Annotated in this window: 12 protein-coding genes and 1 pseudogene; 5 read left to right on the forward strand and 8 right to left on the reverse strand. The window is 67.7% G+C overall.

Annotated elements, in window-relative coordinates; genetic code table 11:
- Positions 1-42 precede the first annotated feature (42 nt).
- A complete protein-coding gene (locus Q0444_RS04765) occupies positions 43-468 on the reverse strand; it encodes an organic hydroperoxide resistance protein (RefSeq protein ID WP_291081203.1) in 426 nt (141 codons plus the stop codon).
- Between the two features lie 248 nt (positions 469-716).
- On the opposite strand from Q0444_RS04765, the gene Q0444_RS04770 reads away from it, so the two are divergent.
- Complete coding sequence (locus tag Q0444_RS04770) at positions 717-965, forward strand: DUF6480 family protein (RefSeq protein ID WP_291081202.1); 249 nt, start codon at positions 717-719, stop codon at positions 963-965.
- A 39-nt stretch (positions 966-1,004) separates the two neighbouring features.
- Here Q0444_RS04770 and Q0444_RS04775 read toward each other — a convergent pair whose 3' ends face one another.
- Positions 1,005-1,499, reverse strand: coding sequence for a hypothetical protein (locus tag Q0444_RS04775; protein WP_299021788.1), 495 nt, complete (start codon positions 1,497-1,499; stop codon positions 1,005-1,007).
- Between the two features lie 6 nt (positions 1,500-1,505).
- Here Q0444_RS04775 and Q0444_RS04780 point away from each other — a divergent pair, with 6 nt between their 5' ends.
- Positions 1,506-1,994 carry a hypothetical protein gene (locus tag Q0444_RS04780; RefSeq protein WP_299021790.1) on the forward strand — a complete coding sequence of 163 codons (489 nt, stop codon included), beginning with the start codon at positions 1,506-1,508 and terminating at the stop codon, positions 1,992-1,994.
- 171 nt (positions 1,995-2,165) lie between these two features.
- On the opposite strand, the gene Q0444_RS04785 is transcribed toward Q0444_RS04780, so the two are convergent.
- The 5 genes from Q0444_RS04785 to Q0444_RS04805 all read right to left on the reverse strand — a co-directional run bounded on the left by Q0444_RS04785 (position 2,166) and on the right by Q0444_RS04805 (position 10,973).
- The gene (locus tag Q0444_RS04785; RefSeq protein ID WP_299021793.1) at positions 2,166-4,931 is read right to left on the reverse strand and encodes a helicase-related protein; all 2,766 of its coding nucleotides are present in this window, start codon (positions 4,929-4,931) and stop codon (positions 2,166-2,168) included.
- A complete protein-coding gene (locus Q0444_RS04790) occupies positions 4,916-7,018 on the reverse strand; it encodes a hypothetical protein (protein WP_299021795.1) in 2,103 nt (700 codons plus the stop codon). The genes Q0444_RS04785 and Q0444_RS04790 overlap by 16 nt, the downstream gene beginning before the upstream one ends.
- Positions 7,015-8,307, reverse strand: a complete 1,293-nt coding sequence (locus tag Q0444_RS04795) for a hypothetical protein (RefSeq protein ID WP_291082935.1) — start codon at positions 8,305-8,307, stop codon at positions 7,015-7,017. Before Q0444_RS04795 ends, Q0444_RS04790 begins: the two co-directional genes overlap by 4 nt.
- Before the next feature lie 154 nt (positions 8,308-8,461).
- Positions 8,462-9,889 carry a DUF2130 domain-containing protein gene (locus tag Q0444_RS04800; RefSeq protein WP_291082932.1) on the reverse strand — a complete coding sequence of 476 codons (1,428 nt, stop codon included), beginning with the start codon at positions 9,887-9,889 and terminating at the stop codon, positions 8,462-8,464.
- A 106-nt stretch (positions 9,890-9,995) separates the two neighbouring features.
- Positions 9,996-10,973 (reverse strand): hypothetical protein, encoded by a 978-nt coding sequence (locus tag Q0444_RS04805; protein ID WP_299021800.1) that lies wholly within the window; start codon positions 10,971-10,973, stop codon positions 9,996-9,998.
- A 104-nt stretch (positions 10,974-11,077) separates the two neighbouring features.
- Here Q0444_RS04805 and Q0444_RS04810 point away from each other — a divergent pair, with 104 nt between their 5' ends.
- Positions 11,078-11,956: a DUF1295 domain-containing protein gene (locus Q0444_RS04810; RefSeq protein WP_299021803.1), complete on the forward strand. Its 879-nt coding sequence runs from the start codon at positions 11,078-11,080 to the stop codon at positions 11,954-11,956.
- Between the two features lie 48 nt (positions 11,957-12,004).
- Here Q0444_RS04810 and Q0444_RS04815 read toward each other — a convergent pair whose 3' ends face one another.
- Positions 12,005-12,676, reverse strand: coding sequence for a hypothetical protein (locus Q0444_RS04815; RefSeq protein ID WP_299021805.1), 672 nt, complete (start codon positions 12,674-12,676; stop codon positions 12,005-12,007).
- Between the two features lie 141 nt (positions 12,677-12,817).
- Between Q0444_RS04815 and Q0444_RS04820 the strand changes: the two genes are divergently transcribed.
- Together Q0444_RS04820 and Q0444_RS04825 are read left to right on the forward strand one after the other, a co-directional pair.
- Positions 12,818-13,861: an alcohol dehydrogenase catalytic domain-containing protein gene (locus Q0444_RS04820; protein WP_291082920.1), complete on the forward strand. Its 1,044-nt coding sequence runs from the start codon at positions 12,818-12,820 to the stop codon at positions 13,859-13,861.
- 697 nt (positions 13,862-14,558) lie between these two features.
- Positions 14,559-14,803: pseudogene (locus Q0444_RS04825) on the forward strand (GMC family oxidoreductase); the annotation flags it as partial.

A 14,803-nucleotide genomic window follows, 5' to 3' on the forward strand; every position in this document is an offset into this window, starting at 1 on the left:
GCAGCGATGGGGGTTCCGGGGAATCCCGTCCGTGCGGGCGGCTCAGTCGTCGGAGACCGAGACGGACACCTCGATGTTGCCCTTGGTGGCCCGCGAGTACGGGCACAGCTCGTGCGCGAGCGCGGCCAGCTCGTCGGCCTGCTCGCGCTCGAGGTCGGGGATGATCACCTCGAGGTCCACGGTCAGGTCGATGCTCTGCTCCCCCGACGGGACCAGCGACACCCGCGCCCCCACCGAGGAGCCGTCGATCGTGACCTTCTTCATCCGCGCGGCGCTCTGCAGCGCGGAGTGGAAGCAGGCGGCGTAGCCGGCGGCGAACAGCTGCTCGGGGTTGTTGCCCTCCCCCGACCCGCCGAGTTCCGTGGGCGGGGCCATCTCCAGGTCCACCGCCCCGTCATCCGTGGCGACGTGGCCGTCGCGGCCTCCCCCGGTGGACAGGGCTTCGACGGTGTACAGCGCATCGGTCATCGGGTGCTCCCCTTCATAGGTGCAAGTGCGGCAGTCACAGATATACCGCGGTCGCCGCGAGGTCGTCGGTCGGGCCCGGTAGCGGCCGCGACCATCAGTCATTCGGAACGAGGACCGGCGTGGATGCTCCCGTCACCGTCGGCGAGCGGGAAGAGGCGACGACGACAACGCCGCCATCCCGGCCACCTGGTCACTTGCCCGGCGGACGCAACCGCGTCACGCCGAGAATGCTCGTGTAGTTGTGGGGCATGACCAACACGCGCCCGTCCGACCCGGATCCCGTCGACTCCCCCGATCTCGATGCCGGCGGCTCCCCCACCGGGCCGCAGACGCCGGACTCGGATTCCACGTCGCTGGACTCCGATAGCGCACGGACCGGGCAGAGCCCGACCAAGTCCAACTCTCGCATCGGGATCGTCATCCTGCTGGGGCTCATCGTGCTGGTGATCCTGGTCCTGGTCCTTGGACTGGTGGGGAGACTGTCAGGACTGGGGTGATCGTCGCACTGCAACATCACGTAGTCGGGCACACAGCCCCTACTTTGTCTCGCTGCTCCCCGGCCCACGTCGAGCCGACTCGGTCAGTCGTACGGTCTCCGGGTCCACCTCGTAGATTCGCCGGTCGTCGCCGATGAGCAGATGGCGGACACCTCCGTCATCCCACGCCGGCGCGACGGACCCGTGCGGCACGCTCGGCTCGTAGCGGCCCATCACGAGCCGGCGCGGTTGGCGTAGCTCGACGTGCTCGATTTCCGGGTGCGGCGGGGTGGCGTTGATCCGTGCCCATACCCGCCCATACTCCGCAGCGTCGGTGACCTGCGGAAACAAAGTGTCGTCCTCGGCCCAACGGAGCGCGCAGTCCCCACACTCGTAGTCCTCCGGCACCTCGGGGAACCCGCAGCCAGCGATCTCGTACCCGGGCGGCGGCGGGCCCGGCGGGAAGCCCCAGATCAGGTGCAGCGTGTGCCTGGCAGAGCAGGACGGGCAGGGCGGCCTGCCGCTGCCCACGAGGTCAGCGAGGCTCGGCTGCACGGGGGCATGGAACCGGTCGTGGCATCGGGAGCACACGAAGACGATTCTTCCGCCTCCAGACTCGTCGTCGACGTCGACGACATGACGCTCGAGTTCCACCCCGTAGTCGTCACAACCCAGGCAGCCGTAGGCCGGCGACGGTCGGTCGTCGTCGACGATCGGGGCCTCGCACCGGACGGGACCGAGCAACCGCCATGGTGTGGGATCCTCCGACTCCGCCTCGACAGCGCGCTCGACTTCGGCCGCCAGGTGCGGGGCAACGGTCCCCGGGAGGGGCCCGAGCGAGTAGCCGAGTCGACGCTCCACCGCGGCTACGGAGAGTCCGTCCGGGTAGAAGCAGAGGCCGTCGAAGTCGAGATCGTCAGGTCCTCCGGGACCAGCTTCGACCGCGTCCAATTCGATGATCGCCGGCCGTGGAGAGTTGACGACGTGCAGGATCAAATCCCCGCGCTCGCACCCCTCCGGAACGTCCCATCGCAGGTCTTCGAAGTCTGAGCGGCCGTCGCCGAACAGCGAGGAGATCGCTTGTCGCGATGGGCTGAGGACGCTTAGGTGGAGTCGGGCCGGAGCAGTTCGTCTGGTAGCCATAAGTCCCTCATGATGGGGTCGGGGCGGATCCTCCGCCAGAAGTAACAACGACGGCAAGGCCCGGTGATCTCGGCAGGGTCAGGCTTCGAGGCTTAACGCCATCGCCGACACGATCGAGTCTGGAATCGGCTGCCGGGTCTCTTCGCTGCTGGTGTCGGGCGAGCTTCCTCCGTCCCTACCCATCACGATGTCGAACCACTTCCGGCGATCGTCCACCACCCGGAACATCTTCTCGTCGTGAGTACCGGCGAGATAGGGGACGTAGACAGTGATGCCGGTTCCGCGCCGTTCCGCCAGCGATCCGATTCTCTCGATCCGACCGGTGCGTTGCTCGACGACCCCGGGGTTCCAGTCCAGATCGTGGTGGATGATCGTGTCGCAGTTCATGTGGAGGTCGATCCCTTCGCCCATCACCGAACTCGCGACCAGGATGTCTGGGACCGAGGGGGTGTTGAAGATCGACGTGAGGCGCACTCGATCCTCGAGGCCGGTTGCGCCGTGCGCCCGCCGGACGGTTCGAAGGCTCGCTCGTCCGGTATGCGCGTGCCGCTCCGTGACGCTGTCTGCCACGCTCTCGTCCGCAACTGAGCCCAGGAGATCCTCGAGGAGCGCCCTCCGCGCCTGAGCGAAACCAGGCTGGACGAGCCTCTTCGCGAACTCGATCCACCTCTCCATGAGGCTGTCGCCGCCAGGCCTGCGTTCGGTCAGCTCACCGATCACATCCTCGGCAGTCATGTCGGGACCCAGCCTGGAGCAGCGCGAGAGGAACTCGTCCGTGCGCAGGTTTCGGATCGCCACATCGGCGATGTCCTGAACCACCGATTCGTAATCCGACTCGCGACCGACGTGGTCCCGCAGAGTGTCGAGTATGTGAGCGCGGATGACCTGATAGCTCTGATTGCTCCGTGACTCCGTGTCGCTGGCGAGAAGTCGGCGGGCGAGGTTCTCGTACCTGCTGCGGATGGCGGCTTCGTCGCTGCGGTCGATGCCGAACTCCCGGGCCCCTCGGTCGAGGACATGCTCGGAAATGCGACGAGCGATCTCAGTCTCCAGTCTCCCGCCGGTCTTGACGTACCAACAGAACACGACCGTCTTCTCGAACGCTCGCCACTGGTCAAGCACCCTGGTGGTCGTCGCGTCCACCTTGGGGTGTCGGGCTCTGATCTGGCCGCCGCTGTCAAGGATCGCGGTCTCGATCTGTCGCCGGTACCACGCCGATTCGTCGACGGGATCGTTCGCATCGATATCGGCTCCGCCGCCGCGCTCCTCGTCGTCGGAGTCCCGGTCGCCGTCACCCTCACCGATCCTCAGAAACGCAGCGAACGAGGAGGCGATCCCGTACGCGAAGTAGGGTCGGCCCGCACCGCGTTCCGAGAGTGACTGGGCCCGCGCGGCAAGCAGGAACGGCAGGCTCAACTCGTCCGGAACCTCGATGCCCCGACAGTGCGTGCCACCGGGCCGGATGGCGTCGCCCTCGATCACCAGTCGGTTCCTTGGCCGCTCGTGCCGGATGACCCACCTCGCCAGCTCAGCGTGCATCGCCTGCCGCTTGGTCACCGACAGAGTGGCAGCCGCCCAGGCGGCGGCCGCAGAGGCGGAGAGTGTGTCCGGGGGATCGATCGGCTCCCAGGCTGCCAACTCCCGGCCCGCGCCGTCATCGAGTCGGGACCAGGTGTCGTCGAACATCCGAGCCGCTGTCTGCGCCTCGGACATCACCGTGTCGAGCCGGGTGAGCAGGGTCTCGAGGCTCTCCGTCCGCTCGATGCCGTGCGCGCTCGCTGCCGTCATCCGGCGGAGAACGCGGACGAACTCATCGTTCCCGAGCGCGAACGGAGTCGCGGTCAGGAGCAGCATGCGGTCCGCGACGCCGTGGAGGATCCCCCGCCCTGTCTGGGACTCCGGCGAACCGAAGAGCTGGGCGAGCCTGGTCCAGTCGTTCTTGGCGGCGTGTGCCTCATCGAGGATCAGCAGGGGGAACCGTGCGCTCGTCCCCTCGAGCACCTCTCGGATGAAGTCGGTCGTGATCTTGGCCAACTCTGCCCGAGAGGCGACCAGCCGGTCCCCCAAGTGGCGCGTGTCGGCCACGCGGCGCCGAGGAATACCGTCCAGGCAATCCAGCACGTCCGAGAAGTCGTACCCCGCCAGCGTCTTGATGACGTCGTCCGGAACCGGGTCGTCGCCGAGGTCGATGCCCGTGAGGTTCCGCCACACGTCCTGCCACGTCCCGGGGCTGTGCGACAGGAGTTCGAGGACCCTGTCCGTCGAGTAACTCCTGTCCTCGATGAGGCCGCGGTGTTCGCCGCACCACTTCGCGTAGATGCGCCGGAAATACAGGTCGTTCTCGGTGGGATGTGATCCGCCGGTCGCGGCCCACACCAGTGCGAGCTGGATGTGATGGTTCACCGTGAGCCTGGACAGGGCGGTGTGGGTCACCACCAGCACGTCTGCCCGTCGGGAGTCCGGGTCGTCGATCGCCTTGAGAAAGTCGTCCGCTTTGGTGATGGGCGCCCTAGGACCGCGCAGACCCACCTCCGGGCCGAGATAGGTCTCGTGAAACCTGGCCCACTCCCCCACCCACTTGTCGGCGACGTTCGGTGGCACCACGATTGCAACCTGACGCTTGCGAAGGGGGGTCCACGGAGGCGGACTGAGCAGCACCGACGCCGCCACGGCACACGCGACGTAGGTCTTTCCCATCCCCACCTGGTCTGCCAGAACCACGCCTTCCTGCTGGCATAGGCGGTTCAGGATCTCGTCCGCCGTTTTCAGCTGTCGCCGCCAGCTGTCCTGGAACTGCGGCGAGGGGGCATCCCTACGAATGCCCTGCGTTACGTGGCGATACATGCTTCAGCCCTCTCGAATGCTCGCGATTGGTAGTCCCTGAAGCTCTCGGGCAGGCGCGCCAGGATGCTGGCGGAGGCTCGCATTTCCCTCAATGCGTCCGCGAGCACTCCCCACGTCTCGGTGTCGTCCTCATTGATCAGGTCGCCCCACGGGACGCGGCTGCAGACGAGCGCGATCTCCGCGATGGTGAATGCGGCTTCGGGCACCGGGACGACACCGCCCTCCACGTCCCGCAACAGGTGGCAGATCAATCCGATGGGCCCGAGGGTGGAGAAGAGACGACGCCGGAGATGGTCCGGATCATTGATGCGGAAGAGGGGTGCGGACAGCCTCTTCTCCAGGCCGTCCAAGGCCGTCGCCAGTGCTCTGCCCCGACGGAGGAGATAGCTGGGGTCGTCATGGAGCGCCAGAAGATCGATCCGCTGCGGTTCACCTGCGGCGGTTTCGTTCTCCGCCAGGATTTCTGCCACGGCCTCGGACAGCGAACGGCCCCGGCTGAGCGCAGAGAAGAGGACGGAAGCAGGTAGTAGCGAAACGTCGGGCGACGGGGGCAGCGTCGAGAGGTCATCGACGACGACGGCCCATACCGCGGAGGAGGCCCCGTCTGACTTTTCACCGGAGTCGGGTCGACTCTCCCACTCCACGTCGACTGCGGTCGGCAGGTCCGACGATTCGAGAGACACCTCCCAGTCCCCCGGCTGGCCCGCATTCCGCCACTGCCGCGCGTCGTAACGGATCACTCCACGCACGCGGATAGTCCAGGCGTGTAGTCGGTCGATGAGAGCGGGGTCGACCTGGAATCGGAGGACCCAGCTGCCGGCGGACTCCGAGGTGCGGAGCGCGCGGCAGATCTCGAACCCGGTGGGGAGAGGAACAGCAGCGTCCTCGTCCTCGTCGCGCAGCTGCTCCGCGGTGCAGGACTCCACTTCGGGTCCGAGCGCCTCGCCGCCTCGGACCAGCGCGAGCAGCAACCGGGATTCGCGGGACCCCGCCGGCGCACAGACCCAGACGTTCATCTCCCTGTGGCCAGGGGATTTCGTCGTGGCACCGATGCCCAGTCCCTTCGCGGTGTGATTGGAACTGCCCACCAGGACGGCTACCCCGTCGCGCCCCTCTGCAACCAGGGCTTTGGCATGAAGTCTCCTCTCGATGTCGGTGACATTCAGGAGGCGCGTGCCGGCACGGTCGCGGAGGTGGCGCGGGACCGGGATGTTCCCCGAGTGATCGAGAAGGGTGAGGACCTCGTGGGTGCACGAGCGGCGACCTCGCCTGGGCAGAATAGCCTCGACGATCGCTTGCGTGGCCCTCTCGTCGTCCATGTCGAAGTACGGCGAGACCTGGCTGAGGCGGTTGGGGCGCGCAAAGGATTTCCACACGTCCTCGAACCGTTCCAGGGGACGCCGCGGCGAGCGGCCGACATCGCTGCCCAGAGGGGACGAAGGGGCAAGGATCGTCCGGAGCCGCCGACGTCCGAACGCCAATGGCACCTCCGCCACCCTGTCCCGGAACAGCTCGAGCGAAGCGTGCGCCCGGTCCCAGGCGGGCAGCCCGGGCCCGTACCCCGGAATGAGATCCAGATAGGACCTGAGTTCGTCGGCGAGTTCGATGAGGTCCGTTCGGGATAGCAGACACTCGGGACCGAGGTCGATCGAAAGCATCATCTCCACCTGCTTGCGGTAGCCGGCTGAGGTGAGGTTCGCGGATCCGATCAGGACCCGGGTCGAGTGCTCCCACATCAGCACCGCCACCTTCGAGTGCAGGAGTCCATTGGGTACCGAGCACGGGAGCAGATCCCAGCGCAGGGTGGATCGGGCTTGGACCGAACTCCGGTCGGCGAGCACCGACACCGTCACCCCTCCCAGGAGGTCCTCGAGTTCGATGCGCGCCACGATGTCGTCGACGGTCCGCGATGTCCCGCCGTCGGTCGATTCGTCCACTCCGGTGACCGACAGGAACCTGGAAAGGCAGTCTCTGTCAACGAAGTCCGCCTCGAGAGCGAACGTCGCCGCGAATACAGCGATGGGCGCCCCGGCTCCGGGCGGTGGCTGCCAGCGATCGAGCAGTACCTTTTCCTCCACCGGCTTCATCGGGTTCCCTCGACAAAGGAGTACAGCGTCGACAACCGGTACGGATGCATCCACGCGTCGACATCGCGCGGCTCGGGTTGTTCCCGGTATATCTGGCGGGGCACCCAGCCTTCCTCGATGTCCGTGATCCACGGGGACTTCCCCTTGGTCTGCTGAACGGCCAGGTGCCTATTGACGAGCCCGTCGAAGAACTCGACCGGCCCCGGCGCCTCGCGCACGGGAGCGACGAGCTCGGCCACGCGTTCACTGAGTTCAGTACCGAGCTGGTCGATGGCGGCGACCGACGCGATCGCCTCGTCGGCATATCTCCGGATCGACGACGCCCCTGCCGCCAGCAGCCCGTCCTCCCCGATCGCCTCGGGCGTGATCAACCGGAACGTCGACAGTGTGGATCGGAAACAGTTGTCCATCGTCACGGCAAGCCGCTCGAACCGGGTCACAGCGTCGAGCACGCGGGCGAGTTCGTCGCTGGCCCCGGGCCGTATGGCCTCGGCTACGCCTCTGTCGTCCGCGAGATCAATCGCGATGGGGGGCCGGTCGATCAGCTCCACCACTTCCTTCCTCAAGACGTGGCTGGTCTCGAACAGTTGCGTCCGGAGGAGTGCTCGGACGCGTGGTCCTTCCCCCACCTTCAGGATGATCTCCGCAAGTTCCTTCGCTTTGACAGTGTGCTTCTCGACGCGGGACTCCCCTGCTCGCAGGCTCGCCTCGACCGAGTTGGCGATCCATCTGCGCAGTAGACCCCCTTCTGTCGAGAGGTCGTAGTTCAGGAATCCCTCCAGACCTCGGTCTTTTTCCCATGCCTCCACCAGTTCCCGCGCCGCTTCGCCGGGTCTGCCGTGGGCGTCGAGCACCCCGGTATCCACGCAGTACGGGCGGTACACACCGGTGAAGCCGAAGACGCGCGGGCCCCGGAGGTAAGTCGCCGGAGACAGTCGGCCATCGCCCGCCAGTGCACGCGAAGCCTTTGAACTACCGGGGAACGGGATCGACAGAAGCTTGTCCCGTTGGTGACGGACCATCGACTCCAGCACGTTCCACTCCAGCGCTATGTCCGCCCTCGTGGTCCCGTCTGTGCTCCGCAGATGGCTGTACTCCTGGACGACGACGGCGGAGAGCGCGATGCGTGCCACGAAGTGCGGATCCCTCATCCGGGCTCGGACGCCCGGCGCCAGATGGTCAGCGATCCGGTCCGCTATCGACCCCATCCCCAACGGATCGAGGCTTCCCTCACCGGTGGTCTCGGGATCCCATTTGGACAGGGCCGGTAGTTGGTCGAGCACACTCACGTTGGAGCCACCGTTCGGGTCATTCGCTGCGTTCGCTTTGTCTTGACTTGAGGGGATCTGCCTGTGCCCCACTACGCCAAATGCCGAAATCTGGGTCCGGCTCAATATTCTTCGTCGCCCCACGGAGCGGCGGGCCCGCCAGACCGACCGCCGACTATTCGATCTCGACGCCGTCCTCGTGGCCGGGGACCGCAGCGCTCTCCAGGGCAGCGAACTTCGCCGTCATCGTCGGGTTCCCGCGGGTGAGCTTCTTGATGGTCATGTTGCTGGCCTTGTCGTTCGCCAACCGCAGGTTCCGCTCGGACCCGAGAAGGTCCTCTTTCACCTTGTGGAGGCGCGCTATGGCCTTGTCGATCTCGTCGATCGCACTGTGGAATCTCCGACTCGCGAGATCGTAGTTCTTCCCGAATGCGGTCTTGAACGTCTCGAGCTTCTCCTCGAAACCGGTGATGTCGACATTCTGGGACTTGACCAGCTCGAGTTGCGACTTGTACTCCAGGGCGTTCATGGACACGTTCCGCAGGAGCGTGATGATCTGGAGGAAGAACTGCGGACGGACCACGTACATCTTCGGGTAGCGGTGGGAGACGTCCACGATTCCGACGTTGTACAGCTCACTGTCCGGCTCGAGCATCGAGACGAGTACCGCGTACTCGCACCCCTTGTCGTTCCGGTCCTTGTCGAGCTTTTTAAAGAAGTCCTCGTTCTTCTGCCTCGTGGCGGAGGTGTCGGACTCGTTCTTCATCTCGAACATGATCGACACCACCTCGATTCCGTTCTCGTCGGTGTCGCGGAATACAAAGTCGCCCTTGGTCCCGTAACTGGTGTCGTTGTCCTTCTCGAAGTACGCCCGGGGAAAGGCCGCTGCGCGGATCTGGTTGAACTCGGTCTCGCAGTGCTGTTCCAGGGTCTCGCCGAGCATCTTGGTGGACAGGCGGGCCTTGAGGTCCCGCAGTCTCTCGATCGCATCGTCACGATCCTTGATCTGCGTCTCGTACTTCTCCTTCAGCGATCTCTCGACCAGCTCCTTCTCCAAGGTGGCCCGCTCGAGATCGTGCCTGAGGGTGTCGCGCTCCTTCTCCACCTGCCCCACGGCGTGGGCCACCGCGAGTTCCTTTGCGACTCCGTCCGCCTCGAGCTTCGCCTTGAGTTTCTGGATCTCCGCCTCCTTGGCCGCGACCGACTGCTGCAAAGCGGCCGCAGCCTTGGATTCGGCCAGCTCCAGCTCAGCCTTCTTGGCTGCCGCCACCGTCTCGAGCTGGCCCTCCAACGAGTCGCGTTCCTTCTCGACCACGGCGAGCGCCTCTCGTACGGCGAGTTGCCGGGCCACCTCCTCGGCCTTCAGCTTGGCCTGGAGATCGTGGATCTCGGCGTCCTTGGCCGCGGCGGCCTTCTGCAGCTCCCCCGCGGCTCGAGCCTCAGCGAGCTCGACCGCCCTATCCTTCTCCGCCGCGGCGAGCGCGAGACGCTCGTGGAGCTCGTTGTCGAATTCCTCGGTACGGACCTGACGGACGATCTCGGCATATCCCGCCTCGTCGACAGTGAATGCCTTGGCGCAGTGGGGGCACACGATCTCATGCACGGCGGAACTCCTCGAAGGCAGAACAGGTGGGGCGGCGGTTGACCCCGTCATCATGACCGTGAGATCAGACACCGGAGAGAATCTCCGCCAGATTGCCTCACGCCCGTCACCACTGCCCGTCCGCCACCACATCCCCACCATCGCCCTTGAGCCGGATGACCGTGGCCGGATCGACGGGGGTGTGCGGCCCGGAGTCGTCGCCGAGCAGGTCGCCCACGGTCTTGACCTTGCCCAGTGTGTCGCTCGGGGCCAGGTCCTCGTGGTCGGCGTCGTAGTACTCGAACCACGGCAGCCCGTGCCTGACATAGGTCTCGCGGTCGACCGGGGAGGCGGGCGGCACCTCACCTGTGATCGCCGACCACTGCGCCGCCGAGCAGAGATGGACAAACACGCGACCGGACCGCTTCTCGTCGTAGTCGGACAGCGCGCGCTCGTCGGCGTAGACCTCCTGCCGCATGCGCCCGCCCGCACCCAAGCCCATGTCGGGCGGGGCGCAGAACGGGATAACGGGGTCGGCGCTGTAGACCATGTCGCACTCGACCTGCCCCTGCGCGTCCTCCCACTTGCGCAGAGCCTGGTCGGTCAGGCCGACCGCGCGCAGCTGCACTCCCCCGTGGTCCTCCGATCCGGTCACCTGCGCCTCGACGGTCGCCCCCAGCCCGAGGGGCACGGCCACGAACTGCCGGATGTAACCCTCACCGGCGTTGATGCCGTCGAGCCACGGCTGGTCCTGGAGGGCCGCGTAGTTCTGCGGGTCCTTCGACAGGGACTCGTCCCACGTCTCGCCGCTGACGGCGCACACCCTGCCCACGCCGACCTGCAATGCGGCGGGCTCCTCGCTGTGGAACAACATCCACATGGCCTCCCGCTGATACAGCGGCATCATCACACCGCCGCGGGCGAGCCACTCCGCGGGCGCCGTGTCGGGGTAATCCGACACGCGGCGGAGCGGGAACCGTCCGAGCCCGGGCGGGAGCGAGTGGAGCCCCTCCTCGGGGATCCGGAGGGTGCGCTGGAAGCTCACCGTCACGGGCCCGAGCTCCAGCTGGTCGCCGTTCACCTTGATCGTCAATGCCGTGGTCATGCGGCCTCCTTCGTCACCACAGTCGTACCCCCCGGGTCCGACACGACCCCCGCCAGTTCCCCGTTCCCCCAGCCCACGCGGCATCCGCTCTCTACCCTCCCCCTATGAGCCGAGGCGCATCCCTGCTGCGAGTGACCATCGTGTACGTCGTCGCCGTGGCGGCGGGCCTGGCGTGGCTGCTCTGGGGGCCCGCCACCGACCACCTGTGGCTGGACGGCCTGATCGCCGACCTCCTCGCCACCCTGGTCGTCTTTGCCGGCAGCCGGATCTTCCGCAACTCCAGCGTCTATGACCCGTATTGGTCGGTCATCCCGCCGCTGCTCGCCTTCTACTGGTGGGTCACCGCAGACGCCGGTGTCAACGACGTCCGCTGGTGGCTGATGATGGCCGTGCTCCTGGCGTGGGCCGTCCGCCTCACCGCCAACTGGGTCCGCACCTTCCCCGGCATGCACCACGAGGACTGGCGCTACCCGATGGTCCGCGACCGCGCCGGCCGCCTCGGCATGGTCGCCGACCTCATGGGCATCCACGTGTTCCCCACGCTGGTGGTGTTCGCGGGCCTCATCCCCGTCTACGTGGTGGCCACCCGCGCCGGCGAGCCGCTGGGCTGGCTCGACTTCCTCGCCTTTGCCGTCGGCCTGGCCGCGCTGGCCCTCGAGACCGTCGCCGACGCGCAGATGCACCGCTTCCTCGCCACCTGCACGCCGGGCCAGGTCATGGACTCCGGCGTGTGGTCGTGGTCCCGGCACCCGAACTACGTGGGCGAGTGCGGCATCTGGCTCTCCATGGGCCTGTTCGGCCTGGCCGCCTGGCCCGGCGCCTGGTGGGTCCTGGCCGGCGCGGTGGCCATGGTGACGATGTTCCAGGTGGTGAGCATCCCGATGATGGAGGGCCGTAGCCTCGAGCGCCGCCCCGGATACCACCTCGTGGTCCGGCGGGTGTCCCGCTTCCTCCCGCGGCCGCCCAGGAAGGACGCGGGATGACGACGACGACGTGGCCCGCCCCCCGGCCGGGCCGGCGGGGTCCCGCCCTCACACCACCTTCACCCGGACGTGCGACCGGGACAGCTCGTAGGTCTTGACCATCCAGAAGGCTCCCAACGCGAAGAGCGCGCCGGTCTCCACCAGGAGCAGCGCCGTGGTGGAGTCCATCAGCCACGCGATGAGCAGGGCGGCGGCCGGGAAGAGCAGGACCAGCGCCACCAGGATCCGGTAAACCGTGCGGTACCTGCCCCGCAGCCCCGGATCCGGGATGGACCCGAGGGTCTGCTGCCCGTAGAAGAAGATCGACAGCGCGGCCAGGACGAAGAAGGCCGCGGCGGCCACGGCGTGGACGACGCTCACCGGGGTCGCCCCGGGCGATGCCGGGTCCTCCGTCGGGCACAGGGCGGCCACCATCGCCAGCGTCCCCGCCGCGTTGAGCAGCCGGTTCTCGCCGCGCGTGTATCCGCGATACGCCACCAGCGCGACCCCGATCGCCACCAGGGTGCCCACGAAGAGCCCGCGGGCCGGCGTGTAGTAGAACGCGCTGAGCGAGGTCACGGCGGCCGCCGGCTCGGGATCGACGGCCGCCCACCCGACCAGCGCCACGGGCAGCCCGATCGCGCCGACCGCGATCACCATCCGGAGGACGAAGTAGGTCTCCACGATGTACGCCGCCGGCGCCTCGCAGAAGGTCGTGGGATCGCGCTGGGGCTGGGTCACGCTCACACCTCCGTCTTGCGCCGACCCTACTGAACCGTCCCGACGCGGCGTCGCACGTCAGCCGCACTGGACAGCGGGGGGATACTTGTGGCGGGCGTCACTCGTCCGGTGCGCCCTCCGGCCAGACTGAGGAGTGCAGTAATGAAGGCGGTCGTTTTCCAGGGGTTCAAGACCTCCCCCGTACTCAAGGATGTGGACAGGCCCACCCCGGGCCCCGGCGAGGTCCTGCTCAAGGTCGCCGGCTCGGGGGCCTGCCACTCCGACGTGGGCCTGTTCCACGACTACCCGGGAGACCCCACGGGCTTCCTCACCCCGCCGTTCACGCTCGGCCACGAGGTCTCGGGTTGGATCGAGGAGGTGGGCCCCGGCGTCACCGGGTTCACCAAGGGCGACGCGTACCTGGTCTACGGCCCGATCGGCTGCGGGCGCTGCAAGCCGTGCTCCCGCGGACAGGACACGTACTGCCAGGACGTGCCGTCGGTCGGCTACCTGGCCACCGGGCTGGGCCGCGACGGCGGCATGGCCGAGTACATGACGACGTACGCCCGCAACCTCGTGCCGCTGGGCGATGCCGATCCCGTGGCCGCGGCCCCGCTCGCCGACGCCGGCCTGACCCCGTACCACGCCATCAAGCGCGCGATGCCCCACCTCACCGCTCCCGGGGCGACCGCCCTGTGCATCGGGCTGGGTGGGCTCGGCCTGGTGGGGGTGCAGATCATCAAGGCCCTCACCGGCGCCACCGTCTACGCCACCGACACCAAGCCCGGCGCGATCGCCGCCGCGGAGGCCGACGGCGCGATCGGCATCCCCAGCGAGGGCGCCGCCGAGAAGGTCAGGGAACTCACCGGCGGGCTGGGCGTCAACGCGGTGTTCGACTTCGTCGGCGCCGGCCCGACCCTCCAACTGGCCGCGGCGTCCGTCGCGCAGCAGGGCTCGCTCACCGTGGTGGGGCTGGCCGGCGACGACTTCACCTGGAACGCCTTCGGGCTGCCCTACGAGGTGGACTTCTCCTCCACCTACTGGGGCACCCTGGAGGACCTCTACGAGGTGGTGGAGCTCTACCGGGCGGGCAAGATCAACCCTGAGGTGCACGTGTATCCGCTGGATCAGGCGCTGGAGATGTACCAGAAGCTCGTCGACGGCCAGATCAGCGGACGGGCGGTGGTGGCGCCGCACGGGCGCTAGCCGGACCAGGAGGATTGGGGCCCCATCCGAGGGGCATCGCCGGCAGCCGCGAAGGGGGGACGACGCGGCTGCCGGCGACTCGCGTCACGGACGCAGAAATCCGCGGCCTTGCGGCCTGCAGGAAACGCTGCGCCCCGACGTGGTCGGCAGCCCATGGAGGGGGGTCCACGGCTGCACCGACCTCGCAAACCATAAGACGCCCGTCCAGGAGATTCCAAGTCCTACCCCACCCAGACCCCCCTTAATCAACGCTTCTTAATCTGATCTCCATTAACACCGCTCCCGCGGAAAGCGCCCTCGTGGCGGGCTCGCGCATCGCCGCGAGACATGAGAGTCGGCTTATGTGAGCCTGGGTGACATCCGGCTTCGGCGGCCCCGCCGGGGCCGGGATGCCCGCCCCGCCTCCCCGCCGCGGCGCCCCGGACCCCCTCGGCGCCTATCGCGTGAGTCGATGCTTACCTATTTCCGACCCGAGTAGGCCCTGCGTCCACCCGTGCCTGCCGCCCGCGACGCGCCCCGCGCCCCGGTTAGCAGCGGAAACACCGGCCATCCCGCCCTCGGCCGCGGAAACGGACTTTCACCGATACCAATCGGTAACCGCCCTCTCAGCCTGTATATATCTCTGTAGCGCACCCTCCCGCGCCCCGCGCGGTGCCGAACCCTGCCCTCACAAGTCCCCACACGCTCCAGGAGCCACATGTCCCCGAACTCGACCCTGCCCCTGTCCCGCCGCCGGTTCCTCGCGAGCACCGGGTTGGCGACCGGCGTGGCCGCGGCTGCCACGTTGTCGTCGTCGACCGCGTCGGCCGCCCCGCTCCCCAGTCGCGCGCTGGCCGACGACGACCGGCTCCCCGCCCTGGTGATCGGCAGCGGCTACGGCGGCGCCGTGGCGGCGCTGCGCCTGACCCAGGCGGGGATCGCGACCCACATCGTGGAGATGGG

It is taken from the genome of uncultured Dietzia sp., from assembly GCF_937873725.1.
Lineage (GTDB): Bacteria > Actinomycetota > Actinomycetes > Mycobacteriales > Mycobacteriaceae > Dietzia.

Bases quoted from the DNA above. Each gene is read 5' to 3' on its own strand.
- Q0444_RS04765 (WP_291081203.1), bottom strand. From the start codon at position 468: ATGACCGATGCGCTGTACACCGTCGAAGCCCTGTCCACCGGGGGAGGC.
- Q0444_RS04770 (WP_291081202.1), top strand. From the start codon at position 717: ATGACCAACACGCGCCCGTCCGACCCGGATCCCGTCGACTCCCCCGAT.
- Q0444_RS04780 (WP_299021790.1), top strand. From the start codon at position 1,506: ATGGAACCGGTCGTGGCATCGGGAGCACACGAAGACGATTCTTCCGCC.
- Q0444_RS04785 (WP_299021793.1), bottom strand. From the start codon at position 4,931: ATGTATCGCCACGTAACGCAGGGCATTCGTAGGGATGCCCCCTCGCCG.
- Q0444_RS04790 (WP_299021795.1), bottom strand. From the start codon at position 7,018: ATGAAGCCGGTGGAGGAAAAGGTACTGCTCGATCGCTGGCAGCCACCG.
- Q0444_RS04805 (WP_299021800.1), bottom strand. From the start codon at position 10,973: ATGACCACGGCATTGACGATCAAGGTGAACGGCGACCAGCTGGAGCTC.
- Q0444_RS04810 (WP_299021803.1), top strand. From the start codon at position 11,078: ATGAGCCGAGGCGCATCCCTGCTGCGAGTGACCATCGTGTACGTCGTC.
- Q0444_RS04820 (WP_291082920.1), top strand. From the start codon at position 12,818: ATGAAGGCGGTCGTTTTCCAGGGGTTCAAGACCTCCCCCGTACTCAAG.